The sequence below is a fragment of the Inhella crocodyli genome (assembly GCF_004004565.1).
In the GTDB taxonomy this organism is placed as follows: domain Bacteria; phylum Pseudomonadota; class Gammaproteobacteria; order Burkholderiales; family Burkholderiaceae_C; genus Inhella; species Inhella crocodyli.
This window is the reverse complement of the sequence record NZ_SACM01000003.1, coordinates 102,445-124,992: the sequence shown is the minus strand read 5'-3', so window position 1 is coordinate 124,992 and position 22,548 is coordinate 102,445. Positions and strand designations below refer to the sequence as shown.

The 22,548-nt window shown below is 68.8% G+C and carries 21 protein-coding genes; 12 read left to right on the top strand and 9 right to left on the bottom strand.

The window, feature by feature from the left end; translation table 11 throughout:
• The first annotated feature begins 10 nt into the window (after nt 1-10).
• From tsaB to EOD73_RS11355, 5 genes are read left to right on the top strand one after another with little or no spacing between them, the layout of a single operon-like run.
• On the top strand, nt 11-763 hold the full coding sequence (gene tsaB, locus EOD73_RS11375) for a tRNA (adenosine(37)-N6)-threonylcarbamoyltransferase complex dimerization subunit type 1 TsaB (RefSeq protein WP_240660695.1): 753 nt from the start codon (nt 11-13) through the stop codon (nt 761-763).
• A complete protein-coding gene (rimI, locus tag EOD73_RS11370; RefSeq protein WP_240660694.1) occupies nt 760-1,248 on the top strand; it encodes a ribosomal protein S18-alanine N-acetyltransferase in 489 nt (162 codons plus the stop codon). The genes tsaB and rimI overlap by 4 nt, the downstream gene beginning before the upstream one ends.
• The gene (locus tag EOD73_RS11365) at nt 1,245-2,108 is read left to right on the top strand and encodes a uracil-DNA glycosylase (protein WP_240660693.1); all 864 of its coding nucleotides are present in this window, start codon (nt 1,245-1,247) and stop codon (nt 2,106-2,108) included. Before rimI ends, EOD73_RS11365 begins: the two co-directional genes overlap by 4 nt.
• Nucleotides 2,105-4,186 carry a putative bifunctional diguanylate cyclase/phosphodiesterase gene (locus EOD73_RS11360; RefSeq protein ID WP_164846044.1) on the top strand — a complete coding sequence of 694 codons (2,082 nt, stop codon included), beginning with the start codon at nt 2,105-2,107 and terminating at the stop codon, nt 4,184-4,186. Before EOD73_RS11365 ends, EOD73_RS11360 begins: the two co-directional genes overlap by 4 nt.
• Entirely contained in the window at nt 4,159-5,283 is a 1,125-nt protein-coding gene (locus EOD73_RS11355; protein WP_127683126.1) for a class I SAM-dependent methyltransferase, read from the top strand. The genes EOD73_RS11360 and EOD73_RS11355 overlap by 28 nt, the downstream gene beginning before the upstream one ends.
• Nucleotides 5,284-5,304: 21 nt before the next feature.
• Here the strand turns inward: EOD73_RS11355 and EOD73_RS11350 are convergent, their stop codons facing one another.
• Nucleotides 5,305-6,750 carry a wax ester/triacylglycerol synthase family O-acyltransferase gene (locus tag EOD73_RS11350; protein WP_240660691.1) on the bottom strand — a complete coding sequence of 482 codons (1,446 nt, stop codon included), beginning with the start codon at nt 6,748-6,750 and terminating at the stop codon, nt 5,305-5,307.
• 98 nt (nt 6,751-6,848) lie between these two features.
• On the opposite strand from EOD73_RS11350, the gene EOD73_RS11345 reads away from it, so the two are divergent.
• Nucleotides 6,849-7,100, top strand: a complete 252-nt coding sequence (locus EOD73_RS11345; RefSeq protein WP_127683125.1) for an acyl-CoA-binding protein — start codon at nt 6,849-6,851, stop codon at nt 7,098-7,100.
• A gap of 54 nt (nt 7,101-7,154) precedes the next feature.
• On the opposite strand, the gene EOD73_RS11340 is transcribed toward EOD73_RS11345, so the two are convergent.
• From EOD73_RS11340 to EOD73_RS11320, 5 genes are all read right to left on the bottom strand, one after another.
• Entirely contained in the window at nt 7,155-8,588 is a 1,434-nt protein-coding gene (locus EOD73_RS11340; protein WP_127683124.1) for a peptide MFS transporter, read from the bottom strand.
• Nucleotides 8,589-8,681: 93 nt separating this feature from the next.
• Complete coding sequence (locus EOD73_RS11335; protein WP_127683123.1) at nt 8,682-10,181, bottom strand: ATP-dependent nuclease; 1,500 nt, start codon at nt 10,179-10,181, stop codon at nt 8,682-8,684.
• A 93-nt stretch (nt 10,182-10,274) separates the two neighbouring features.
• On the bottom strand, nt 10,275-10,592 hold the full coding sequence (locus EOD73_RS11330) for a polyhydroxyalkanoic acid system family protein (protein WP_127683122.1): 318 nt from the start codon (nt 10,590-10,592) through the stop codon (nt 10,275-10,277).
• A 7-nt stretch (nt 10,593-10,599) separates the two neighbouring features.
• The gene (locus tag EOD73_RS11325) at nt 10,600-11,646 is read right to left on the bottom strand and encodes an aminopeptidase (RefSeq protein ID WP_127683121.1); all 1,047 of its coding nucleotides are present in this window, start codon (nt 11,644-11,646) and stop codon (nt 10,600-10,602) included.
• Nucleotides 11,643-13,670 carry a molybdopterin-containing oxidoreductase family protein gene (locus EOD73_RS11320; protein ID WP_127683120.1) on the bottom strand — a complete coding sequence of 676 codons (2,028 nt, stop codon included), beginning with the start codon at nt 13,668-13,670 and terminating at the stop codon, nt 11,643-11,645. Before EOD73_RS11320 ends, EOD73_RS11325 begins: the two co-directional genes overlap by 4 nt.
• A 133-nt stretch (nt 13,671-13,803) precedes the next feature.
• Between EOD73_RS11320 and EOD73_RS11315 the strand changes: the two genes are divergently transcribed.
• From EOD73_RS11315 to EOD73_RS11300, 4 genes are read left to right on the top strand one after another with little or no spacing between them, the layout of a single operon-like run.
• Nucleotides 13,804-15,138, top strand: coding sequence for a saccharopine dehydrogenase family protein (locus EOD73_RS11315; protein WP_164846043.1), 1,335 nt, complete (start codon nt 13,804-13,806; stop codon nt 15,136-15,138).
• A complete protein-coding gene (locus EOD73_RS11310) occupies nt 15,138-16,325 on the top strand; it encodes a M20 aminoacylase family protein (RefSeq protein WP_127683118.1) in 1,188 nt (395 codons plus the stop codon). Before EOD73_RS11315 ends, EOD73_RS11310 begins: the two co-directional genes overlap by 1 nt.
• Entirely contained in the window at nt 16,322-16,864 is a 543-nt protein-coding gene (locus EOD73_RS11305) for a DUF1415 domain-containing protein (protein ID WP_127683117.1), read from the top strand. Before EOD73_RS11310 ends, EOD73_RS11305 begins: the two co-directional genes overlap by 4 nt.
• 2 nt (nt 16,865-16,866) lie before the next feature.
• Nucleotides 16,867-17,775, top strand: coding sequence for a 5'-nucleotidase (locus EOD73_RS11300; RefSeq protein WP_127683116.1), 909 nt, complete (start codon nt 16,867-16,869; stop codon nt 17,773-17,775).
• 12 nt (nt 17,776-17,787) lie between these two features.
• Here the strand turns inward: EOD73_RS11300 and EOD73_RS17560 are convergent, their stop codons facing one another.
• Both EOD73_RS17560 and tyrS read right to left on the bottom strand, forming a co-directional pair.
• Entirely contained in the window at nt 17,788-18,051 is a 264-nt protein-coding gene (locus EOD73_RS17560) for a hypothetical protein (protein ID WP_164846042.1), read from the bottom strand.
• A 2-nt stretch (nt 18,052-18,053) separates the two neighbouring features.
• The gene (gene tyrS / locus EOD73_RS11290; RefSeq protein WP_127683114.1) at nt 18,054-19,286 is read right to left on the bottom strand and encodes a tyrosine--tRNA ligase; all 1,233 of its coding nucleotides are present in this window, start codon (nt 19,284-19,286) and stop codon (nt 18,054-18,056) included.
• A gap of 438 nt (nt 19,287-19,724) precedes the next feature.
• Here tyrS and EOD73_RS11285 point away from each other — a divergent pair, with 438 nt between their 5' ends.
• Complete coding sequence (locus EOD73_RS11285) at nt 19,725-20,999, top strand: M23 family metallopeptidase (RefSeq protein ID WP_240660690.1); 1,275 nt, start codon at nt 19,725-19,727, stop codon at nt 20,997-20,999.
• A complete protein-coding gene (locus tag EOD73_RS11280; RefSeq protein ID WP_259370329.1) occupies nt 20,980-22,071 on the top strand; it encodes an anhydro-N-acetylmuramic acid kinase in 1,092 nt (363 codons plus the stop codon). Before EOD73_RS11285 ends, EOD73_RS11280 begins: the two co-directional genes overlap by 20 nt.
• A 42-nt stretch (nt 22,072-22,113) precedes the next feature.
• On the opposite strand, the gene erpA is transcribed toward EOD73_RS11280, so the two are convergent.
• Nucleotides 22,114-22,479 (bottom strand): iron-sulfur cluster insertion protein ErpA, encoded by a 366-nt coding sequence (erpA, locus tag EOD73_RS11275; RefSeq protein WP_127683111.1) that lies wholly within the window; start codon nt 22,477-22,479, stop codon nt 22,114-22,116.
• Between the last annotated feature and the right edge of the window lie 69 nt (nt 22,480-22,548).

The following is a 22,548-nucleotide window of genomic DNA, read 5'->3' as shown; positions in this document are numbered from 1 at the left end:
AACTGCGCCCATGCCGATGCCGCCCCCGTTCGCCCCGTTCACCGCGTCCACCCGCCTGCTGGCGATGGACTGCGCGGGCGACACGCTCAGCCTGGCGCTGACCGAGGGCGACGCCGTGCGCGAGGCGCGCGAGTCCCCCGGCGGCGCCCAGTCGTCCGACACCCTGTTGCCCACGGCGCAGGCCATGCTGGACGCTTTGGGGTGGACCTGGCGCGACCTGCAGGGCGTGGCCTTCGGCCAAGGGCCGGGGGCTTTCACCGGCCTGCGCACCGCCTGCGCCGTGGCCCAGGGCTTGGCCTTGGGCCTGGACCGGCCGGTGATGGCCGTGGACAGCCTGTGCCTGGTGGCCGAAGACGCCTGGGCCCAGTCCCAGGGCAGCCTGCGCGCGTGCACGGTCGTCGTCGACGCCCGCATGGGCGAGCTGTACCACGCACGCTACGCCCGCTGCGACGCAGGCTGGACGGTGGTGCGCGCGCCGGGGCTCGACCGCCCCGAGGCCTTGGTCGGCGAAACCGACGATGGCAGCGATTGGGCCGGCAACGGCCTGGCGCTGCTGACCCCGCCGCCGGGCGCGCGCACCTGGCCGCAGCAAGCCCACCGTGCCCAGGCCCTGGGGCGCTTGGCCATCGCCGCGGCGAGGTCCGGGCGCTGGCTGGACGCCGCCGATGCGCTGCCCCTGTACGTGCGCGACAAGGTCGCGCAAACCACGGCCGAGCGCGAGCAGGCTCGCGCGCAGGCCCAGCCGGCCGCGGAGGCGCCGTGAACGCCGTGCTGCGCCCCAGCGCCCCGGCCCTGCAGTGGACGCCGATGACGGTGGCCGAGGTCGAGCGCATCCTGCCCATCGAGCAGCAGGTCTACAGCCACCCCTGGACCCGCGGCAACTTCATCGATTCGCTGGCGGCCGGTCACCTCGGTTGGGTGGGCTCGGACGGCGAGCAGCCTGTGGCCTACTGGGTGGCCATGGCGGTGCTGGACGAGTTCCACCTGCTCAACCTGGCCGTGGCCCGCGATCGCTGGGGCCAAGGCTGGGGCCGCGTGGCCTTGCAGCACATGGTGGCCGTGGCGCAGGAACGCGACAGCGCGCAGCTGTGGCTGGAGGTGCGCGTGAGCAACACCCGCGCCCAGGCCCTGTACGCGCGGGAAGGCTTCGAGCCCATGGGCCTGCGCCGCGGCTACTACCCGCTCAACGCCCAACAGCGCGAGGACGCCCGCCTGATGCGCCGGCTGTTGAAGGAGCCCGCCCTGTGAGTGCCAACCCCCGTTGGACCGCCCGCCAGCACGCGCTGCTGGAGGCCCTGGGCGTGCGCGCTTGGTGGCCGGCCAAGACCGGGGAGCCAGCGGCCATGCCGGATGCGCTCGTCCCGTCGCCCGCCGTGACCACGGCCGCGCCGGCCCCGGCCGGCGTGCCTCGCCGGGCCGCGCCCGAAGCCGCCACGCCGACGGCGCCCCCCCCTGTCCTTGCCCACGCGCCGGCACTCCCACCCGCACCCGCACCCGCCGTCGAAAGGGCATCGGCCCCGGTCGTACCCTTGGCCCTGGACGCCCCCGCCCTGGTGCAGGCCATCCGCGACTGCCGCGCCTGCGCCCTGTGCGAGGGCCGGCAGCAAACCGTCCCCGGGGTTGGGGCCATGCCGGCGGGCTGGATGGTCGTGGGCGAGGCGCCCGGCGAGCAGGAAGACCGCCAGGGCGAGCCCTTCGTCGGTCCCGCCGGCCAGTTGCTGGACGCCATGCTGGCCGCGATGAACCTGCACCGCGCCGCGCCCGAGCCGGCGCGGCAGGTCTTCATCGCCAACACCGTCAAGTGCCGGCCGCCGCGCAACCGCAACCCCGAGCCGGCCGAGATGGCCGCGTGCCAGCCCTTCTTGTTGCGCCAGATCGAGCTCGTCAACCCGAAGCTGGTGCTGCTGTTCGGCCGCATGGCGGCGCAGAGCCTGTTGGGCACCGACGAGGCCCTGGGCAAGCTGCGCGGCCGCGTGCACCGCCTGGCCGACGGCCGACCGGCCATCGTGACCTACCACCCGTCCTACCTGCTGCGCCAGCCGCAGGACAAGCTCAAGGCCTGGGAAGACCTGTGCCTGGCGATGGACACCTTCGACGCCCTGCCGTGAGCGACCGCGTCCCCGCGCTCAGCGACCCCCACCGCCAGGCCTTGGAGGAGGCGGCCCGCTTTCGCTTGCTGGGCGACAACGTGCCCGTGCTCATCGCCCAGTTTGAGGCCGGCACCAACCGCTGCCTGTACGCGAACCGGCTCTACGCCGAAACCTTCGGCCTGACGCCAGAAACCGCGATCGGCAAGACCTTCGCCGAAATCATCGGCCCCGAGGCCGCGGCGCAGATCGAGCCGGCGGTGCAGCGGGTGAACGAGGAGGGCCGCGCCGCCACCTACGAGCGCACCGTGACCCGCCCCAACGGCGAGCTCCAGTGGTTGGAGGTGAACCTGTTGCCGCACCTGGACGAGCAGGGGCGCACCGTGGCCGCCTTCGTGCTGATCTCCGACATCAGCAAGCACCGGCGCGCCGAGCAGGCGCTGCGCGAGAGCGAGTCGCGCCTGGAGAAGTTCCTGCACGCCACGGTGGAGGGCATCGTCTTCCACCACCAAGGCAGCATCACCGACGCCAACCCGCCGCTGTGCGCCCTCATCGGCCACAGCCGCGACGAGCTGGTCGGCCGCTTCGTGCTGGATTTCGTGGCGCCGGGGGAGCGCGCGCGCGTCGAGGCCGTGATGCGCCAGGGCCAAGAGCTGCGCTACGACAGCGCCATCGTCCACCGCGACGGCCACATCATCCCGGTGGAGCTCATCGCGCGCACGCTGCAGCGCGACGGCACCACCTTGCGCATGAACATCGTGCGCGACATCCGCGACCGTTTGGCGGCGCAGGCGCGCATCCACCACCTGGCGCACCACGACGCCCTGACCGGCTTGATGAACCGCGTCGCCTTCATGGAGCGCCTGCAGGGCAGCCTGCAGCGCGCGCGCCGCAGCGACGACCAGCTCGCCCTGCTCTTCATCGACCTGAACAACTTCAAGCGGGTCAACGATTCCTTGGGCCACCTGGAAGGCGACCGCGTGCTCGTCACCGTGGCCGAGCGCCTGCGCACCTGCCTGCGCGCGGGCGACCACGTGGCCCGCTTCGGCGGCGACGAGTTCGTCGTGCTGCTCGACACCCTGCACCAGCGCGACGACGTGCTGGCCGTGGTGCAGGCCGTGCTGCGCGTGGTGGAGGTGCCGGTGGAAGCGCACGGCCGCTCGCTGTCGGTCACGCCCTCGATCGGCATCGCGCTGTACCCCGAGCACGGCGACAACGCCGACGCCCTGCTGCAGCACGCCGACACGGCGATGTACGAGGCCAAGGCCCGGGGCGACAAGCAGTTCCAGTTCTTCCGGCCGGAGATGGCCCAGTCGGCCTACGCCGACCTGGTCATCGAGAGCCAACTGCGTGACGCGCTGGCCCGGGGCGAGTTCGAGCTCTTCTTCCAGCCCCAGGTCGAGCCGGTGCACGGCGCGCTCGTCGGTGCCGAGGCCCTGATCCGCTGGCGCCACCCCGAGCGGGGCCTGCTCACGCCCGACAGCTTCATCGCCGTGGCCGAGCGCCACCCGCTGATGGTGCCGTTGAGCCAGTGGGTTTTGCGGCAGGCGGCCCTGCAGGCCCAGGCCTGGCACGAGGCCGGCGTGCCCCAGGTGCCGGTGGCCGTGAACCTGTCGCACTTGCAGTTCCGCATCGACGGTTTCGCCGACACCGTCGCGCAGGTGATCGACGAGGTCGGCATCCCCGCGGGCTGGCTGCAGCTGGAGCTGACCGAGCGCATGCTGATGGACGACGTGCGCAGCGCCACCGCCACCTTGCACGACCTGCGCCGCCTGGGCGTGTCCATCGCCGTGGACGACTTCGGCACCGGCCACACCGCGCTGGCCCACCTGACCCAGTTGCCGCTGGACAAGCTGAAGATCGACCAGAGCTTCGTGGCCGGCCTGCCCCACGACCCAGGCGCCATGGCCGTGACACGCGCCATCGTGCAGATGGCCCAGGGCCTGGGCCTGCGCGTCGGGGCCGAGGGCGTGCGCCGGCGCGAGCAGTGGCAGCTGCTGCAGGCCTGGGGCTGCCAGGAACTGCAGGGTGAGCTGGTGGCGCCGGCCTTGTCGGCGGGCGACTTCGTGCAATGGGCGCTGCAGCGCCAGCGGCCGTGAGCACGAGCCCCCCGAGCGCCCTGGCCGCGCAGATCACCGCGCGCATCGCGCAGGCCGGCGGCTGGCTGCCCTTCGACGAGTTCATGGCCCTGGCCTTGTACGCCCCCGGCCTGGGCTACTACGCCAGCGGCCGCCCCACGTTCGGCCTGGGGCCGCATGGCGGCAGCGATTTCGTCACCGCGCCCGAGATGTCCCCGCTGTTCGGCCACGCCCTGGCGCGGCAGGTGGCGCAGGCCTTGGACGTGACCGGCGTGAACGAGGTGTGGGAGTTCGGTGCCGGCAGCGGCGCGCTGGCCGAGCAGGTGCTGGACGCGTTGAGCCTGGCCGGGCCCGCGCTGCCGCAGTACGTCATCGTCGAGCTGTCGGCCACCTTGCGCGAGCGGCAGCAGCAGCGCCTCGCGCGCTTCGGCGAGCGCGTGCGCTGGGTCGATGCCTTGCCGTCGCGCCTGGCCGCCGTGGTCATCGGCAACGAGGTCTTGGATGCCATGCCCGTGAAGCTGCTGCACTTCGACGGCCAGCATTGGCTGGAGCGCGGCGTGGTGCCGACCGAGACCGGCTTCGGCTGGGCCGACCGCCCCACCGACCGCCGACCGCCCTTCGACTCCGGCCATTGGGTGGCGGGCACGGTCACCGAGGTACACCCGCACGCCAAAGCCTGGATCCGCACGCTGGCGGCGGCGCTCGAGGCTGGGGCGATGTTCCTCATCGACTACGGCTTTGGCGACAGCGAGTACTACCACCCCCAGCGCATCGGGGGCACCCTGATGTGCCACCACCAGCACCGGGCCGACCCCGATCCGCTGACGGCCGTGGGCGAGAAGGACATCACCGCCCACGTCAACTTCACCACCATCGCCCTGGCCGGTCAGGACGCCGGCTTGGCGGTGCTGGGCTACACGACGCAGGCGCACTTCCTGCTGAACTGCGGCCTGACCGACCTGTTGCAGGCGGCGTCGCTGAAAGAGCGCGCCATGGCCCAAAAGCTCATCACCGAGCACGAGATGGGCGAGATCTTCAAGGTCATCGGCTTCGGCGCCGCCGGCGTCGAGTGGGACGCCATGGGCTTTGCCCACGGCGACCGCAGCCACGTGCTCTGACGCCGCGCCGACCGGCGCCGTTCAGGCCAGGGCGTTGAGCTGGTCCTCGCCCCAGGGCAGCATCAGGGTCAGCGTTTCCAGCTTGTCGAACTCGGGGCCCAGGCGGTCGACGATGGCCTGCGGGTCGGGGCACAGCCCGGCGTCGGTGATCAGGCCGAACTGCACCTTGCCGGCGTAGGTCAGGATGCTGACGCCCATGCCGATGTCGCCGCTCTGGGGCACCCAGAACATCACCTTGTCCACGGTGCTGCCGCAGAACTTGAGCGGCACCTGAGGGCCCGGCACGTTGGTCATCACCGCCGTGGCCTTCTTGGCGAACAGGCCCAGCATCGCGTGCTGCACGGGCTTGATCAGCAGGCCGGCCACGCTCAGCAGGCCGAAGGCCATGATGGGCTGGAAGCTGCCCTTGAGCTCGTGCATGCGGGCGCGCACGGCGTACATGCGCTCGGCCGGGTTGTCGATGCCGATGGGCAGCACCAGCGGCACCAGGCCGAAGCGGTTGCCCAGCTGGTAGGCCTTGTCCATGGGCCGCAGGTTGACCGGCACCATGGCGCGGATCTCCTTGCCCGTGGGGTCGTCGCCCTTGTGGCGCAGGTAGTCGCCGATGGCGCCGGCCACGCAACTCAGCAGCACGTCGTTCACCGAACCGCTCAGCGCCTTGCCCACCACCTTGACGCGGTCCAAGGTCAGGTCGTCGTTCCAGGCCACGCGCTTGGCGATGGCCGGCTTGCCTTTGAGCCGCGTCGGCGAGTCGTTGGGCATCATGGCAAAGGCCGTGATGTCGCTCATGGCCTGGAAGCCCATCTTGGCCATGTGCATCGTGCCGTCCATGGGGTGCTCGGGCAGCATCAAGGCGTCCATGCCCTTGGCCACGCCCTTGCTGGTCAGCTTCACGGCCTGCACGGTCAGGTTGGTCACGGGCTTGAGCAGGCTGTCCACCAGCCAGTCCAGCTCGTGCTCCTCTTCGGGGTCCTTCTTGCGGCGCTTCGGGGGCGGCAGGCCCCCGTCGGTGATCGACAGCATGACCGAGATCAGCGCGATGCCGTCGGCGATGCAGTGGTGGATGCGCGAGACCATCGCGCTGCGGCCGTCCACGTCCTGGATCAGCTGGATTTGCCACAGCGGCATGCGCGGGTCCAAGGGCTCGGCCGTCAGGGCGGCCACGTGCTCCTTCAGGGCCTCCATGCGGCTTTGCCCCTTGCGCGGCTCGAGCTCGACGGCCACCACGTGGTCGGCCAGGTCGAAGTCGCGGGCGTCCACCCACTGGGCGCCCATCGGGTCTTCCACCACGCACTGCTTGAAGCGGCGGTACTGCAGCAGGCGCTCGCTCACCCGTTCGCGCAGGGCTTCCAGCTCGATGCGCGGGCTCAGCAGCCAGACCCCGACGATCATCATCAGGTTCTCGGGCGTGTCCATCCGCAGCCAGGCGGTGTCGACGCGGGACATGCGTTCGTGCAGCACAGTCATGGGCAGGGCGCAAGAAGGAGGCGAAGGGGCTCCGATTCTGTCGCTAACATCCCCCGCACCACCCCCTTTTTCAATGGCTGTTTGCCGAAGGAGACACGATGAGCCTGCAGAAGAAATTCGACGCCGCGGTGGCCGACTCCAAGAAGCTGTCCGAGCGCCCGGACAACGAAACCCTGCTCAAGCTCTACGCGCTCTACAAGCAGGGCACCGAAGGCGACAACGAAACCAAGAAGCCCGGCATGATGGACATGGTCGGTCGCGCCAAGTGGGGCGCCTGGGACGAGCTCAAGGGCACCGACCCCAAGGACGCGATGCAGCAGTACATCGACCTGGTCGAGTCGCTGAAGTAAGTCCAGCGTCGCCCCGCTGAAACGGCTCCCTCGGGAGCCGTTGTTTTTGGGGCCTCAGCCGATCATGCGGCGCAGCCGCGGCACCAGGGCCAGCATCACGGCCCCGGTCAGCAGGCTGCCCACCCCCAGCTGCGTGAACAGCAGCGCGTAGGCCGGGTTGCTGGTCAGGGGCGAGCCGTCGGCCGGCTGGGCCACCACCCCTGAGAAGTCGCCCGCGAACAGCGAGGCCAGGCCGGTCACCAGCATCCAGGCGCCCATCAAGAGGCCCTGGTGCTGCTTCGGGGCCAGGCGGCCGATCATGGCGTAGCCCACGGGCGAGATCAGCAGCTCGCCCAGGGACTGCAGCACGTAGCTCAAACCCAGCCATCCGAAGGCCACGCGCCCGTCGGCGCCCGCGAGCTGGATGCCCAGCGGCAGGGCCAAGAAGCCCAGGCCCATCAAAAACAGCGAGGCGGCGAACTGCTGCGGCACGTCCACCGGCCAGCCCTTGGCCCGCCAGCGCGCGAACAGGTGAGCCAGCCAAGGCCCGCCCACCACGATCACCACCGTGTTGATGTTTTGCACCCACTGCGGGGCGATGCGCCAGCCCCACAGCTGCAGGTCCACGTTGCCCACGGCGAAGAGTTGCAAGCCGCTGGGCGCCATTTGGTAGAGCGACCAGAACACCAGCGAGCCCAAGGTCAGCACGCCGTAGGCCTTCATGCGCTGGCGCTCGGCGAGCACCGGGTGGCGCCAGGTCAACTGCAGCACCCACAGCGCCACCAGCGCGCAAAAGCCCTTGAGGGCCCAGGCCGTGTCGCCCGGGCGCTGAAGGGCCCACCACAGCACCGGCACCAGGCCCAGCATCACGGCGCTGGCCGCCGCGAAGCGCCAGCGCCAGCCCGCCGGGGGCTGCTGCATCAGTGGCGTGTCGCGATCGGCCAGGGTCTTCCAAAAGGCCAGGGCCAGCACGATGGCCGCGGCATTGCCGACGGTGGCGAAGCTGAACAGCGCCGAGTACGCCTGCGCCTGCTCGTAGTGCCCCGCCACCGTGAAGCCGATGAAGAAGCCCACGTTCATGCCGGCGTAGTTCCACAAGAACGCGCCCTCGCGCCTCGGGTCCTCGGGCGCGAAGCGCTGCGTCAGCATCATGTTGAGGCAGGTCACGTTCAGGCCGCTGCCCGTCAAGAACATCGCCAGGCCCCACAACAGGCCGGCTTCGTCGCCCCGCGCCAGCGCCGCGCAACCGGCCACCTGCAACAGCATGCCGCCCACGAAGAGGTTGCGGTTGCTCATCCAGCGCCCGCCCAGCGTGCCGCCGAACAGGTGCAGCCCGTAGTTGAAGGCGCCGAACACGCCCATCACCGCCGCCGCCTTGTCGCTGGGGTAGTCCAGGTGCTGCGTGGCGTACAGCACCAAGGTGGAGTACAGCACCGCGTAGCCCAGGGTCGAGGCCGTTTGGATGAAGAACAGGACTGCGGAGCCGATATCAGCTCTTTGGGAAAGCATAGACCTGTCAGCTAGATCGGCAAATGTGGCTAATGCACTTTCAGGGACAACTTCAACCTATACGAAGCGTAGGTCACTAAGCTTCTAGCTTGCTTACGGAAGAGTATTTGCAGTCATCTCGATCAGCTCAAGTATTTGGTCGGAAGGTGACTCGCAAACTTTTTGACAGATGTGCGACAGACAAACGTCAGGCGTCAGGCCGAGGTGCTTACCAAGTTCGTGAAATTCATTGTGCTTCCCCGCCTGTAGGGCATATTCAAGATATTCAATGAAGTCGGCTTCTTCTGTCTTGAATGTCGGTGCGATTACATCTGCAAGTTGGCGCGCTTCTGCAAGCAGCCAAGCTTCTGGCCATGTTTTTCCTGGTAGGCAAATAGAGTGTGCTTTGAACCAGCCTTCAAAGTCGGCGGCGACTCGCTCTGCCATGCTCTTTGCATGACCAAAATTCGCCTGCATCTTGTTTGCTTGATCGCCATCAAATACTGCAAGCACTGGTGCACTTGGATTGCGAATGTAAGCTGCAGCTAGTTGCCTCGAAAGTGCAGAAGCCGATCCTACGACTACGAACCTTACTCGACTCCTGGCCGAGGCCGGTAATGCGGCGCGGACGATTGACTCTGCTATTGTGTCTTCTACCAGAATATCCATGTCGCAGGATTCGCTGCCGCTGAGCTTGGCAAATGCGAAATCTGAGGAGGCCTCTGGAGTAATTCGAGTCCTATTTCCGATGCACTCCATGTAGAAGCGCGAATCGGATGGTAGGCAGTCGAAAATTTCTTTGGAATGAGTTGTGCATATAACTTGTATCTTGAGTTCAAGGGATACGTCCTTGAGCTTTTCGACGAACTTGCGCTGTGCTTCAGCATGTAGGCCTAACTCAATCTCGTCGATGATTAAAAGCGCTCCCTCTCCGGCGGAATAGGCCGTAGAGAAGATTTCAAATAGCGCATTCTCTCCCGCTCCCATGTTTAGGCCTGAATAGATGGTCTGGCCCACTGCGACTATTGGTAGGTTGTACTTTGAGTGTTCAACATACCTGAAATCGGAATAGCTTTTTCCCAATATGGCGCCGACAGTCGCCATAACCTTGTCTTCCCAACCCTTTTTGGGAGAGTCTTTGAACGCGCGAGAATATGACTTTGATTGACTGCGCTCGCTGTGCGGAACGATTCGTTCAATGCCAATAAACACTACCGTTCTGTTCACCCTGGTGTCGTAGTCGTTCCACTTGCCCCCCTTTGACTTGTGTCGAGATTGGGTGCCAATTCCAACTCCGTTTGGTAGATCGGGCGTCGCTCGCCAATTGTTATATGCGATGTCGTAATGTATTTCGAGTCCCTGCGGTGGAACCTCGGCAGGGTGCTGTACGAAGAAGTCGGAAAAGGTGTAATAGGCGTTCTTGCGACGTGGCGATTTGTAGCTAGATGCGGGGGCGTGGAAGGCGCACGCGGCCATCGCTAAGAATGTTGATTTTCCGGCGCCGTTTTTGCCTGCTATTGCGGTAATGGGATATTCAATCGTCATTGAGAAGGCTGATAACCCCCTCAAAGTACCTGTGGTTAATGATATTCTTCGGAGCAACCCTTTGGTCATGTCCGAGTTAAACCATGACCGGAGTGATTTGTCTTTTTGACTTTCCCTGTATTTCAATTCGAAGACCTAGTAATGTTTACGTTGGAGGACTGCTCAGCGTTTGGCTCGAGTTGACTTGTTCGAGCTGTCCAGCAGCTTGTCGAGCTCTTTCTCGATGTGCGACTCGATGGTGCCGCGCAGGGCGCCCAGCAGCAGGCCGAGCTTGGCGTCGAGCTCGAAGGTGCTGGCGGTGACCACGAGTTGGCCCTTCACGCCACTGCGTGTGAACTCGACGGTGTCGCTGTCGTCGCCCTCCATGACGGTGCACTCCATGCCGAACTCGGCTTCGACCTGCTCGGCCCAGGCCCAGGCGATCTTGCGGGCTTTGGCCAGGCCGAGGTGGTGGTCGCGGTGGATGCGGATGTGGGACATGGAAACCTCAGAACGATCGTTGCGATGACGGCAGGGCGGCCAGGCGGGCGACTTCGGCGTGGAAGTCCGGCCAGCGGCCGCCCAGCCGGTGGAACAGGGCCTCGAAGGCGGGCACCTGGGATTGGTAGGCCGACAGCAAGGCAAGGTGGGCATTGTTCGCCTGCCGCGCCCAGGCCAGGTAGCCCGAGTAACCCGCATCGCGGGCGGCCAGCGCGGCGAGTTCGTCGTGCAATTGCTGAAAGCGCTGGCGCTTGCGCGCGGCCCAGTCGGGTGGGGCCTGCGCGTACAGCGCGGCCAGGTCGGCACGGGCCGCCAGGGCCAGGGCGCGCCAGCGCTCGCGCCGCTGCTCGCGGGCCGCGTCCTCGGGGGTGGCTTCGCTGCTGCGGCCTTGGGCGCGCTGCCAGGCGGCCACGCCCAGGCGCTCCACGGCGGTGGCGTAGCTCTCGTTGAAGCCGGTGTCGTCGGGGGCGTAGGCCCGCTGGTGGGCCATCTCGTGGAACAGCAAGCGGGCCAGGTCGTCCTCGCGCCAGTGCACGAAGCTGCTGAGCAAGGGGTCGCCACCCAGCGCATTGCTCCAGCCCAGGGTGGAGTAGGCGGGCACGCCGTAGAGGTGCACGTCCCAGCCCTCGGCGCGCAGGGCGTCGGCTTGGTCCACGGCGCGACGGCGCTCGTGGTGGCCGCGGTAGGCCACGCAGCCCATGACCGGGGCGCACCAGCTGCGGGGCCGCAGGCTGGCGGCGGGCGTGGCCACCACGTTCCAGACCACCTGGCCTTGCGCCTCGGGCGGCAGGGCGGCGTAGCGCTGGTAGCTGGCGTTGTCGGGCAGGGCCAGCTCGCGCACGGCGAAGGCGCGCAGGCGCAGGGCCAGCTGCAGCGCCTGGCGGGTGACCTCGGGCGTGGCCGGGTCGGCCAGCCAGGCGTCCACGGGGCGGGCGCGGTTGAGCAGCTCGACGTGGCCGTTGAACTGCCGCAGCCGGTAGGCCCACTCGCCGAGGCCGGCGCAACCCGCCAGGGCCGGTAGCGCGGCGGAGGCCAGCAGGGCCCGGCGGATCACGCGGGGGCGACCTCGACCAAGCAGTCGTAGAAGGTGGCGGCGGCGCCCAGGTCGGTCAGGCGCTGGTGCGTCAGCTCGTTGACGTTCTTGCCGTCCACCCCGAACTTGCGCCACCAGATGCCCAGGCCGTTGACCACGCCGGGCCGCGCGCGGCCGTTCACGGCGGCGCGCAGCAACTGCTCGCCGCGGTCGTTGAACACGCGCACCATGGCGCCGTCGGCGATGCCGCGGGCCGCGGCGTCGTCGGGGTGCATCTCCAGCACCGGCTCGCGCTCGATGTCGCGCAGGCTCTTCACGTTGACGAAGCTGCTGTTCAGGAAGTTGCGCGCCGGCGGGCTGATCATGGCCAGCGGGTAGCGCGCGGCCAGGGTGGGGTCCACCTCGGCGCACTCGTGGTTGGGCACGAAGTCGGGCACGCCCAGGGTGGGGTGCGTGGCCCAGGCCTTGCCGCTGGGGGTGGGGAAGTCGCCATCGGCCAGCGGGTGCTCGGGCACGGGCAGGGGCAGCCAGCCTTGGGCGCGCAGGGCGTCGAAGTCGATGCCGGTCAGCGCTTGGCGGGCCAGGGCCTCGTCGTCCTCGGCGAAGCAAGGGTCGGTGAAGCCCAGCGCGGCGGCGATCTCGCGAAAGACCTGCGTGTTGGGCTTGGCCTGGCCTTGCGCCGGGATGGCCGGCTCGTTGATCAGCACGTCGGTGTGCCCGTAGCTGGTGTGCACGTCCAGGTGCTCCAACTGCGTGGTGGCCGGCAGCACGAGGTCGGCCAAGTCGGCTGTGTCGGTCATGAAGTGCTCCAGCACCACGGTGAACAGGTCCTCGCGCTGCAGGCCCTTCACCACCTTGGCGCTTTCGGGCGCCACGGCCGCGGGGTTGCTGTTGTAGACCACCAGGGCCTGGATGGGCGGGCCGAACTCGGCCGAGCCGGGGTGCAGCAGCGCGTCGCCAATCGCGCTCATGTTCACCATGCGCGGCTGGCGGCCGGCCAGCAGGTCGGGGCGCTCCAGCGCGTCGTTGTTCTTGAAGGGCGCAGCCCAACCCGAGGCGCTGAGCAGCAGGCCGCCGCCGTGGTGCTTCCAGGCGCCGGTCAGGCAGGGCAGCAGGGCGATGAGGCGCACCGCGTTGCCCCCGCCGTGCACGCGCTGCATGCCGTAGTTCAGGCGGATGGCGGCCGGGGCGGTCTGGGCGTAGTCCTTCGCCAGGCCGCGGATCTCGTCCACGCTCAGGCCGGTCACGGGCGCGGCACGCTCGGGCGGCCATTCGAGCGCCTTGGCGCGCAGGCCCTCAAAGCCCTCGACCGCGCGCTCGATGTAGTCCAGGTCCAGCCAGTCGTTGACGATCAACTCGTGCATCAGCGCCAGCGCCAAGGCGCCGTCGCTGCCCGGGCGCAGGGCCAGGTGCTGGTGACATTTGTCGGCGGTTTCGGTGCGGCGGGGGTCGATGGCGACGAGCTTGGCGCCCTTGCGCTTGGCTTGGTTGGCGTAGGTCCAGAAGTGCAGGTTGCTGGCGATGCTGTTGCTGCCCCAGATCAGGATCAGCTTGGCGTCGGCGAAGTGCCGCACGTGCATGCCAATGCGGTGCCCGTAGGCGGCCGTCAGGCCGGCGGCGCCGGCGCTGGCGCAGATGGTGCGGTCCAGGCGGGCGGCGCCCAGGCGGTTCCACAGGCGGTCGGCCATGCTGCCGCCTTGCAGCAGGCCCATGGTGCCGGCGTAGCTGTAGGGCTGGATGGCCTGCTTGTCTTCGATGGCGTTGAACTTCGTGGCGATCGCCCGCACGGCCTCGTCCCAGCCGATGGGCTCGAAGCGCGGCGGCTCGGTCTTCTTGGAGACGCGCTTGAGCGGCGTCAGCACCCGCTCGGGGTGGTGCGTGCGCTCGGCGTAGCGGCTGACCTTGGTGCACAGCGCGCCGTGGGTGTTGGGGTGGTCGGCGCGGCCTTGCACCTTGATCACCTGCTCCCCTTGCACGTGCACCGCCAGCGCGCAGGTGTCGGGGCAGTCGTGGGGGCAGGCGCCGTGAACGATTCGGGAGGTCATGCGGGCAGTTCAAACAAAACGGTGAGCGCAGGCCCGGGGACCGGCGGACGCCGGGCCACCACCCGCCCACCGCGCCCGCTTGGGGGCGACCGCAGGGAGGCAGGGGCCCTGTGAATCCGGCGATGATGTCACGGTGACCAAGAAACCCTTCGACGTGGTGGTGCTGGGCGCTACCGGATTCACCGGGCGCCAATTGGTGCGCGCCCTGCGCCGCCAGGCGGCGGGCCGCGGCCTGCGCGTGGCCTTGGCCGGTCGCCGGCCCGAGGCCTTGGACGCCGTCAGCGGGGGCTCGTTCCAAGTGCTGCCGGCCGATTTGGGCGACGCCGCGTCCATCGCCAAGCTCGCGCGCAGCAGCCGGGTGCTGCTGAACCTGGCGGGTCCGTACGCGGTGCAGGGCGAGCCGGTCGTGCAGGCCTGCTTGGCCGGGGCCTGCCACCACTTGGACCTGAGCGGCGAGACCTTCTGGATGCGCCAAATGGTGCAGCGCCACCACGCCGAGGCCGCCCAAAAGGGGGTGCTCGTGGTGCATGCCTGCGGCTACGAGGCCCTGCCCTTCGACGTGCTGGCGCAGACGGTGGCCGCCGAGATGCAAGTGCGGCACGGCCAGCGTTTGCTGGACCTGGACGTGGCCGTGCGCTTCACCGGCCCGGGCATCCGGCGCTTGTCCGACGCTGTCAGCGGCGGCACCTTGGCCTCCATGGGCACGGTGCTGGCGCTGGACCGCAGCAACAGCCTGCAGCGCATGGACTGTTTGTTGCCCGACGAGCTGCCCGAGGGCTGGAATGCCAATGCCGTGGCCCAGCGCAACGCTGCGCCGCTGTCGCCCTGGTGGGACGAGGCCTGGGGCTCGGTGATGGCGCCCGCGCTGCCGGCCCCCTTCATCAACCCGCCGCTGGTGCTGCGCTCGGCGGTGCTGCGGGGCGAGGCCTTTGCCCCGCAATTCCGCTACCGCGAGGGCATGGCCATGCGCGACGGCGTCGAGCCCTGGCTGGGCCCCATCGCCAGCGTGCTCCCCGCCAGCGCCTGGGTGCAAGCCGGCCTGGGCGCGACCAGCCGCGCGGCGCAGTGGTCCACGGCGGCCACCTTGTCGGCGCCGCTGGCGGCAATGAGTGCCGCGGCCGGCGCGCCCTCCGACCTGGGCCGGCAGGCGCTGCAACGCTTGATCGAGCTGGTGGGCCCGAAGCCGGGCGAAGGCCCCAGCCCCGAGGCCTTGGACACCATGGGCTACGCCCTGCGCTGGCGTGCCGTGGGCGAGGGCGGTGCGGCCTTGCGCGGAGAGTTGGTGGCCGAGGGGCACCCGGGCTACCGTTCCACCCCTGAAATGATGGCCGCCGTGGGCCTGGCCTTGGCCGAAGGCCGCTTGGGTGCCGGGCGCGCGGGCGTGCTCAGCCCGGGCGCCGCCTTTGGCCCCGCGGCGATGCCGGTGCTCGCCGACGCCGGCCTGACTTGGACCCTGGAGAACGACTGATGCGATTGCTCGACACCGTGCTCGCCCAAGGCGAGGCGATCACCGCGCTGCGCCGCGACATCCACCGCCACCCCGAGCTTTGCTTCCAAGAGCAGCGCACCAGCGACCTGATCGCCGCCAAACTCACCGAGTGGGGCATCCCGGTGATTCGCGGGCTGGGCAAGACGGGCGTGGTGGGCATCGTGCAGAACGGCAGCAGCCCCCGCGCCGTGGGCCTGCGCGCCGACATCGACGCGCTGCCCATGACCGAGAAAAACGCCTTTGCGCACGCCAGCGCCTACCCCGGTCGCATGCACGCCTGCGGGCACGACGGCCACACGGCCATGCTGATGGCCGCCGCGCAGCACCTGAGCCGCTACCGCAACTTCGACGGCACGGTCTACCTGATCTTCCAGCCGGCCGAAGAGGGCGGCGGCGGGGCGCGCGAAATGATCAAGGACGGCCTGTTCGAGCGCTGCCCCATGGACGCGGTGTTCGGCGCCCACAACTGGCCCGGCATGCCGGCCGGCACCTTTGCGCTGGCCCCGGGGCCGGTGTTCGCCAGCAGCAACGAGTTCAAGATCACGCTGCGCGGCAAGGGCGCCCACGGCGCCATGCCCCACCTGGGCCTGGATCCGGTGCCGGCCGCCTGCCAGCTGGTGACGGCCTTTCAAACCATCATCAACCGCAACAAGCGGCCCATCGACACCGGCGTCATCAGCGTCACGATGCTCAAGGCCGGCGAGGCGACCAACGTCATCCCCGACAGCGTGGAACTGCAGGGCACGGTGCGCACCTTCACGGTGGAGGTGCTCGACCTGATCGAGCGCCGCATGAAGGAGCTGACCGAAGGCCTGGCCGGTGCCTTCGAGCTCACGGCCGAGTTCGACTTCCACCGCAACTACCCGCCCACCGTGAACCACGTGGCCGAGACCGCCTTCGTGCGCCAGGCCCTGGTGGACATGGGCGCCACGGTGCAGGACTTCGAGCCCACCATGGGCGCCGAGGACTTCAGCTACTACCTGCTGCACAAGCCGGGCTGCTACTTCCTCATCGGCAACGGCGACGGCACCCACCGCGTGGGCGGCCACGGTTTGGGCCCCTGCACCTTGCACAACCCCAGCTACGACTTCAACGACGCCTTGATCCCCGTGGGCGGCACCATGTGGGTGCGCCTGGCCGAGGCCTTTTTGAACGCCACCCCATGACCGACGAACAAGTCCTGCAAGACACCCAAGCCTGGGTCGAGAAGGCCGTCATCGGCCTGAACCTGTGCCCCTTTGCCAAGGCCGTTCAGGTACAGGGCAAGGTGCGCTACGTGGTCAGTGCGGCCACCACGGTGGAAGACCTGCTGTACGAGCTGGCGGCGGAGCTGAACCACCTCCACGACACGCCGCCCGAGCAGACCGACACCACCTTGTTGATCCACCCGCGGGTGCTGACCGACTTCCTGGACTACAACGACTTCTTGGAGGCCGCCGACGCGCTGGTGGCCGATATCGGCCTGGAGGGCGAGTTGCAGGTGGCCAGCTTTCACCCGCAGTACCAGTTCGAGGGCACCGAGCCCGACGACATCACCAACTTCACCAACCGCTCGCCCTACCCGACGCTGCACCTGCTGCGCGAGGACAGCATCGACCGCGCGGTGGCCGCCTTCCCGAACCCCGAGTCCATCTTCGACACGAACATGGCGACGCTGGAGAAGCTCGGCATCGACGGCTGGCGCCAGTTGGGCCTGAAAGGCTGACCGTGCCGGTGTCGCTCGATGGCTGCCTCGTCGTCGCGATCAGCTCGCGCGCGCTCTTCGATTTCGAAGAGGAAAACCAGCTCTTCGAAGCCAGCGACGACCACGCCTACATGGCCCTGCAGCAGCAGCGCCTGGAGCAGCCCGCCAAGCCCGGCGTGGCCTTCTCGCTCGCCAACAAGCTGCTCGCCTTCAACACGCCCGGCCAGGCGCCGCAGGTGGAGGTGGTGGTGCTCAGCCGCAACGACCCCATCAGCGGCTTGCGCGTCTACCGCTCGGCCCAGGCTTTGGGCCTGCCCATCCAACGGGGCGTGTTCACCCGCGGCCGCAGCCCCTGGCGCTACCTCAAGCCGCTGAACGCGCAGCTGTTTTTGAGCGCCAACGAAACCGACGTGCGCGACGCCCTGGCCGCTGGGGTGCCCGCCGCGCGGGTGTACCCCGACAGCCGCCATGCCAGCGCCGCCCATCCGGACGAGCTGCGCATCGCCTTCGACGGCGATGCCGTGCTGTTCAGCGACGAGGCCGAGCGCGTGTTCCAGCGCGACGGGCTCGACGCCTTCCAGGCCCACGAACGCGCCCACCAGCACGAGCCGCTGCCGCCCGGGCCCTTCAAGCCCTTGCTGGACGCCCTGGTGCGCCTGCAGGCCGTGGGCAGCGAGGCCAACGCGCCCATGCGCTTGCGCACCGCGCTGGTCACCGCCCGCAGCGCCCCGGCCCACGAGCGCGCCGTGCGCACGCTGATGGACTGGCAGGTGGAGGTGGACGAGGCCATGTTCCTCGGTGGCCTGCCCAAGGGCGAATTCCTGCGCGAGTTCGAGCCCGACTTCTTCTTCGACGACCAGCTCGGCCACATCGCCCACGCCAGCCGCCACGTGCCCTCGGGCCACGTGGCCAGTGGCGTCAGCAACGCCTAAGGCGGGGTCGCGTCAGCGCGAGGCCGGCGCCTCGGCTGGAACGGCCCCGATGGGCATCACCGCCCCGGCCTTGGCGGCTGCGGTGCCGGCGCGTTCGGCCTCTTGCGCACGCTGGGCCTCCATCGCCGCCTTGGCGCGGAAGGCCAGGGGCGTGCTGCTCTTCCAGGGGTTGACGAGCCACAGGCCCAGCACCGCGATCAGCGGCAGCACCCACAGCGCGTGCACCGTGGCGCCACGCGGCAGCTTGGCCTTGAACTCGGGCGGCGCCTTGCTCATGCTCAGGCGCTCTGCAGGGTGACGCGGGCGAACTGGCGCTTGCCCACCTGCAGCACGTAGGTGCCGGGGGGCAGCTTCAGGCCTTTGTCGCTGACGACCGTGCCGTCCACGCGCACGCCGCCTTGCTCGACCTTGCGCAGGCCTTCGCTGCTGCTCGGCACCAAGCCGGCGGCCTTGAGCAGGGCGCCCAGGCCCATGTCGCCGCTGAGCGTCAGCTCGGGCATCTCGTCGGGGATGCCGCCACGGGCGCGGTTCTCGAAGTCGGCCTGCGCCGCGTCGGCCGCTGCCGCGCTGTGGAAGCGCGTGGTGATCTCGCGCGCCAGGGCCACTTTGGCGTCCTTGGGGTTGCGACCGGCCTCGATCTCGGCCTTGAGCTTGGCGATGGCCTCCAGCGACTCGAAGCTCAACAACTCGTACCAGCGCCACATCAGCGTGTCGCTGATCGACAGCACCTTGGCGAACATGCTGTTGGCCGGTTCGGTGATGCCGATGTAGTTGTTCTTGCTCTTGCTCATCTTCTCGACGCCGTCCAGGCCTTCGAGCAAGGGCATGGTCAAGATGCACTGGGGCTCTTGCCCGAACTCCTGCTGCAGCTGGCGGCCCATCAGCAGGTTGAACTTCTGGTCGGTGCCACCCAGCTCCAGGTCGCTCTTCAGCGCCACCGAGTCATAGCCCTGCATCAGCGGGTACAGGAACTCGTGCAAGGAAATCGGCGTTTGCGCCTGGAAGCGTTTGGTGAAGTCGTCGCGCTCCATCATGCGCGCCACGGTCGTCTTGGCTGCCAGCTGGATCAGCCCGGCGGCGCCCAGCGGCTCGCTCCACTCGGAGTTGTAGCGAATCTCGGTCTTGCTCGGGTCCAGCACCAGGCTGGCTTGGGCGTAGTAGGTCTCGGCATTGGCCTTGATCTGCTCGCGCGTCAGCGGCGGGCGGGTGCTGTTGCGGCCGGAAGGGTCGCCGATCATGCTGGTGAAGTCGCCGATCAAGAAGATCACCTGGTGCCCCAGGTTCTGCAACTGCCGCATCTTGTTCAGCACCACCGTGTGCCCGAGGTGGATGTCGGGCGCCGTCGGGTCCAGCCCCAGCTTGATGCGCAAAGGCCTGCCGGTGGCGGCCGAGCGCTCCAGCTTGGCCACCCAGGCGTCCTCGGGCAGCAGTTCTTGCACCCCACGGCGCGTGACGGCCAAGGCCTCGCGCACGGCGTCGGTGACCGGATGGGGGGTGACTTGGGTGCTCATGGCGTCGTTCGGTCGTTAAAGGGCGTTAACTCGCGGCTTTTGCCGTCGTCTTGCCGCCGGCGGGGTCGGCGTCATCGTGCAAACCCGATGCGGGCATCCCATGAACTTGGGGGTTCGGGGCGTCTCGGCTAAACTCCGCCGTCTTGCGACGCCGCCCAAGGAGGTGGGGTCGGCAAGATTCTAGGTGAGCGGCCTGCCCGCGCTCCTGGCCTTGGAGGGCCGGTCGAGCACGCGGATCAGGGGCTTGGCCTTGTTCGACGCCCCGGGGTGCGCCCCGAGGCTGCCAACAAACCCCAGCGGCTCGATGCCGCCTCACTGTCGATTCGCATGCTTGGTTTTGAACGCGCGAGCCTGTGGCTCCGCCCTCTGGAACGATTTGCTGCCCGCCACCCGCGCGCCCTGACCGGGGTCCTGTTGGCGCTCTTGGGTGGCTCCGGCGTGACCGCCTTTGCCCTGGGGCCCTTGGTGCCCGACGGCCGCAGCCTGCCGCAGCAGGCGGTGGTGGAGGCCTTGCCGGCGCTGGCCCTGGAAGACCAGATCGAGGCCCTGGCCCAGCACCGGCTGAGCCTGGTTCGCCATGACCAAACCCGCCCTGGCGACAGCGCCGACAGCCTGCTCAGCCGCATGGGGGCGTTCGATCCCACGTTCGTGGCCTTCTTGCGCAGCGATGGCACGGCCCGTCAACTGCTGCAAGGGCGCGCTGGCAAGCGCGTGGAGTTGGCGGCCGACGCCGACGGCCGCGTTGAGCGCTTGGTGGCGCGCTTCCCGGTGGCCAACGCCGATTTGGAGCGCACGCACTTTTCCCGCTTGATCGTCGAGCGCGATGCGCAGGGCCAATGGGGCGCGCGGGTCGAGCTCGGGCGCTACGAAACCCAGGTTCGCTTGGGCAGCGGTCAGATCGAGACCTCGTTGTTTGCCGCCACCGACGAGGCCGGACTGCCCGATGCGGTGGCGTCGCAACTGGCGGACATGTTCTCCGGGGACATCGACTTCCACCGAGAACTGCGCCGCGGCGATCGCTTCAGCTTGGTGTTCGAAGCGCTCACGGCCGATGGCGAGCCAGTGACCTGGGGCGGCGGTGCCGGCCAGGTGCTGGCGGCCGAGTTTGTCAATGCCGGCCGGACCCACCAGGCGGTGTGGTTCAAAGACGAGGCCGGGGGCGGCAAGGCGGGCTACTACGGCTTCGACGGGCAAAGCAAACGCCGCGCTTTCTTGGCCAGCCCGATGGAGTTCTCGCGCGTCAGCTCGGGCTTCTCCATGCGTTTCCACCCGATCCTTCAGACCTGGCGGCAGCACAACGGCATCGACTACGCCGCGCCCACGGGCACGCCCGTGCGCAACGTGGGGGACGGCTGGGTGCAATTCGCCGGCCGTCAGAACGGCTACGGCAACACGGTGGTGGTGCGCCACGCCGGGGGCAAAGAAACCTTGTACGCCCACCTGAGCCGCATCGACGTGCGGCAAGGGCAGCGCGTGGAACAGGGGCAGCGGATCGGCGCTGTGGGCGCCACCGGCTGGGCCACGGGACCGCACCTGCACTTTGAATTCCGCGTCAACGGACGGCACCAAGACCCGCGGCTGTTGGCACGTGCCAGCGAAGCGGTGCGCCTGTCGGCTGCCGCGGCCAAGCCCTTCCAGGCGCAGGTTGCGTCGGCTCGCACCCAGCTGGCCGTGGCCGCTTCGCTGACCGAGGGTGTCACCGGTCGCGACTGAGGCCTTCATCGGCCTCATGTCCGGCACCTCGCTGGACGGGGTGGACGCGGTGCTGGCCGAGTTGCCGGCCGGCGGGGGGCTTCGTGTGCTGGCCCACGCCCACTTGGACTTCCCCGGCGCGCTGCGCGCCGAGTTGTTGGCCCTGAATCACAGTGGGCCGGACGAATTGCACCGCGCTGCCATGGCGGGGCAGGAGCTGGCCCGGTGCTACGCCGCGGCGATCCAGGCCTTGGGGCCCTTGCCGCCGGTGCGGGCCGTGGCGGCCCACGGCCAAACCGTCCGCCACCGGCCCGAGTGGGGCTATACCCTGCAATTGCTCAACCCGGCGCTCTTGGCCGAACTGAGCGGGCTGAACGTCGTGGCCGACTTGAGAAGCCGCGATGTGGCGGCGGGCGGGCAGGGCGCGCCCTTGGTCCCGGCCTTCCATCGCGCCGTGTTTGGGAAGGCGGGGGTCGACATCGCGGTGTTGAACCTGGGGGGCATGGGCAACCTGAGCTTTCTGCACGGCGACGGCCGCACCCTGGGGTTCGACACCGGGCCCGCCAACGCCTTGCTCGACGCTTGGGCGGCTCACCATCTGGATCTGCCCTTCGACGACGGGGGGGGTTGGGCTTCAGGGGGGACGGTGCAGCCCGCTTTGCTGCGGGCCTTCCAAGCCGAACCCTACTTCGCCCTGCCGCCACCACGCTCCACGGGGCGCGACCTCTTCGATTGGCCGTGGCTGCAGCGCCAGCCGCTCGCCGGCATCGACCCGCGCGACGTGCAGGCCACCTTGTCGGAGTTCACCGCTTGGTCGGTGGCGGACGCGCTGAAGCGGCACCAGCCCGGCGCCGTCGAGTTGATCGTGTGCGGGGGCGGGGCCTTCAATGCGGACCTTCTTCGCCGGTTGCAGGCGCGCTTGCCCGGCGTCGTGCTCGTGGGCAGTGGCGACCGGGGCTTGCCGCCTATGCAGGTGGAAGCGGCCGCGTTCGCTTGGCTGGCGGCCGCCTTCGTTCGCCAGCAACCGGGGAACCTGCCAGGCGTCACGGGGGCGCGCGGCCCGCGCGTGCTGGGGGCCATGTACCCCGCATGAAAAAAGCCGCCCGAGGGCGGCTTTGGCGGGGAGGGTTGGGGCTCAGACCGAGAAGCTCGAACCGCAACCACAGGTGGTGGTGGCGTTGGGGTTCTTGATCACGAACTGCGCCCCCTGGAGGTCGTCCTTGTAGTCGATCTCGGCCCCCATCAGGTACTGCAGGCTCATCGAGTCGATGAGCAAGGTGACGCCGTTCTTGCTCATTTGCGTGTCGTCTTCGTTGGCCACCTCGTCGAAGGTGAAGCCGTACTGAAAGCCCGAGCAGCCGCCACCTTGGACGAAAACGCGCAGCTTCAGGTCGGGATTGCCCTCTTCGGCCACCAACTCGGCCACCTTGTTGGCGGCGCTGTCGGTGAACACCAGCGGGACGGGCATGGCAACGGGGGCTTCGGCGGCGAGGGCGGACATGGGCAAACCTTTCTGCAAGACGCGCGATTATCGGCGTGATGAAAAAAGGCCGCAGGGTTGCTGCGGCCT

Excerpts from the sequence above, each read along its gene's own strand:
- tsaB (WP_240660695.1), top strand. The coding sequence starts at position 11 with ATGCCGATGCCGCCCCCGTTCGCCCCGTTCACCGCGTCCACCCGCCTG.
- EOD73_RS11355 (WP_127683126.1), top strand. The coding sequence starts at position 4,159 with ATGGGCGCTGCAGCGCCAGCGGCCGTGAGCACGAGCCCCCCGAGCGCC.
- EOD73_RS11350 (WP_240660691.1), bottom strand. The coding sequence starts at position 6,750 with ATGACTGTGCTGCACGAACGCATGTCCCGCGTCGACACCGCCTGGCTG.
- EOD73_RS11345 (WP_127683125.1), top strand. The coding sequence starts at position 6,849 with ATGAGCCTGCAGAAGAAATTCGACGCCGCGGTGGCCGACTCCAAGAAG.
- EOD73_RS11340 (WP_127683124.1), bottom strand. The coding sequence starts at position 8,588 with ATGCTTTCCCAAAGAGCTGATATCGGCTCCGCAGTCCTGTTCTTCATC.
- EOD73_RS11335 (WP_127683123.1), bottom strand. The coding sequence starts at position 10,181 with ATGACCAAAGGGTTGCTCCGAAGAATATCATTAACCACAGGTACTTTG.
- EOD73_RS11330 (WP_127683122.1), bottom strand. The coding sequence starts at position 10,592 with ATGTCCCACATCCGCATCCACCGCGACCACCACCTCGGCCTGGCCAAA.
- EOD73_RS11320 (WP_127683120.1), bottom strand. The coding sequence starts at position 13,670 with ATGACCTCCCGAATCGTTCACGGCGCCTGCCCCCACGACTGCCCCGAC.
- EOD73_RS11310 (WP_127683118.1), top strand. The coding sequence starts at position 15,138 with ATGCGATTGCTCGACACCGTGCTCGCCCAAGGCGAGGCGATCACCGCG.
- EOD73_RS11305 (WP_127683117.1), top strand. The coding sequence starts at position 16,322 with ATGACCGACGAACAAGTCCTGCAAGACACCCAAGCCTGGGTCGAGAAG.
- EOD73_RS17560 (WP_164846042.1), bottom strand. The coding sequence starts at position 18,051 with ATGAGCAAGGCGCCGCCCGAGTTCAAGGCCAAGCTGCCGCGTGGCGCC.
- tyrS (WP_127683114.1), bottom strand. The coding sequence starts at position 19,286 with ATGAGCACCCAAGTCACCCCCCATCCGGTCACCGACGCCGTGCGCGAG.
- erpA (WP_127683111.1), bottom strand. The coding sequence starts at position 22,479 with ATGTCCGCCCTCGCCGCCGAAGCCCCCGTTGCCATGCCCGTCCCGCTG.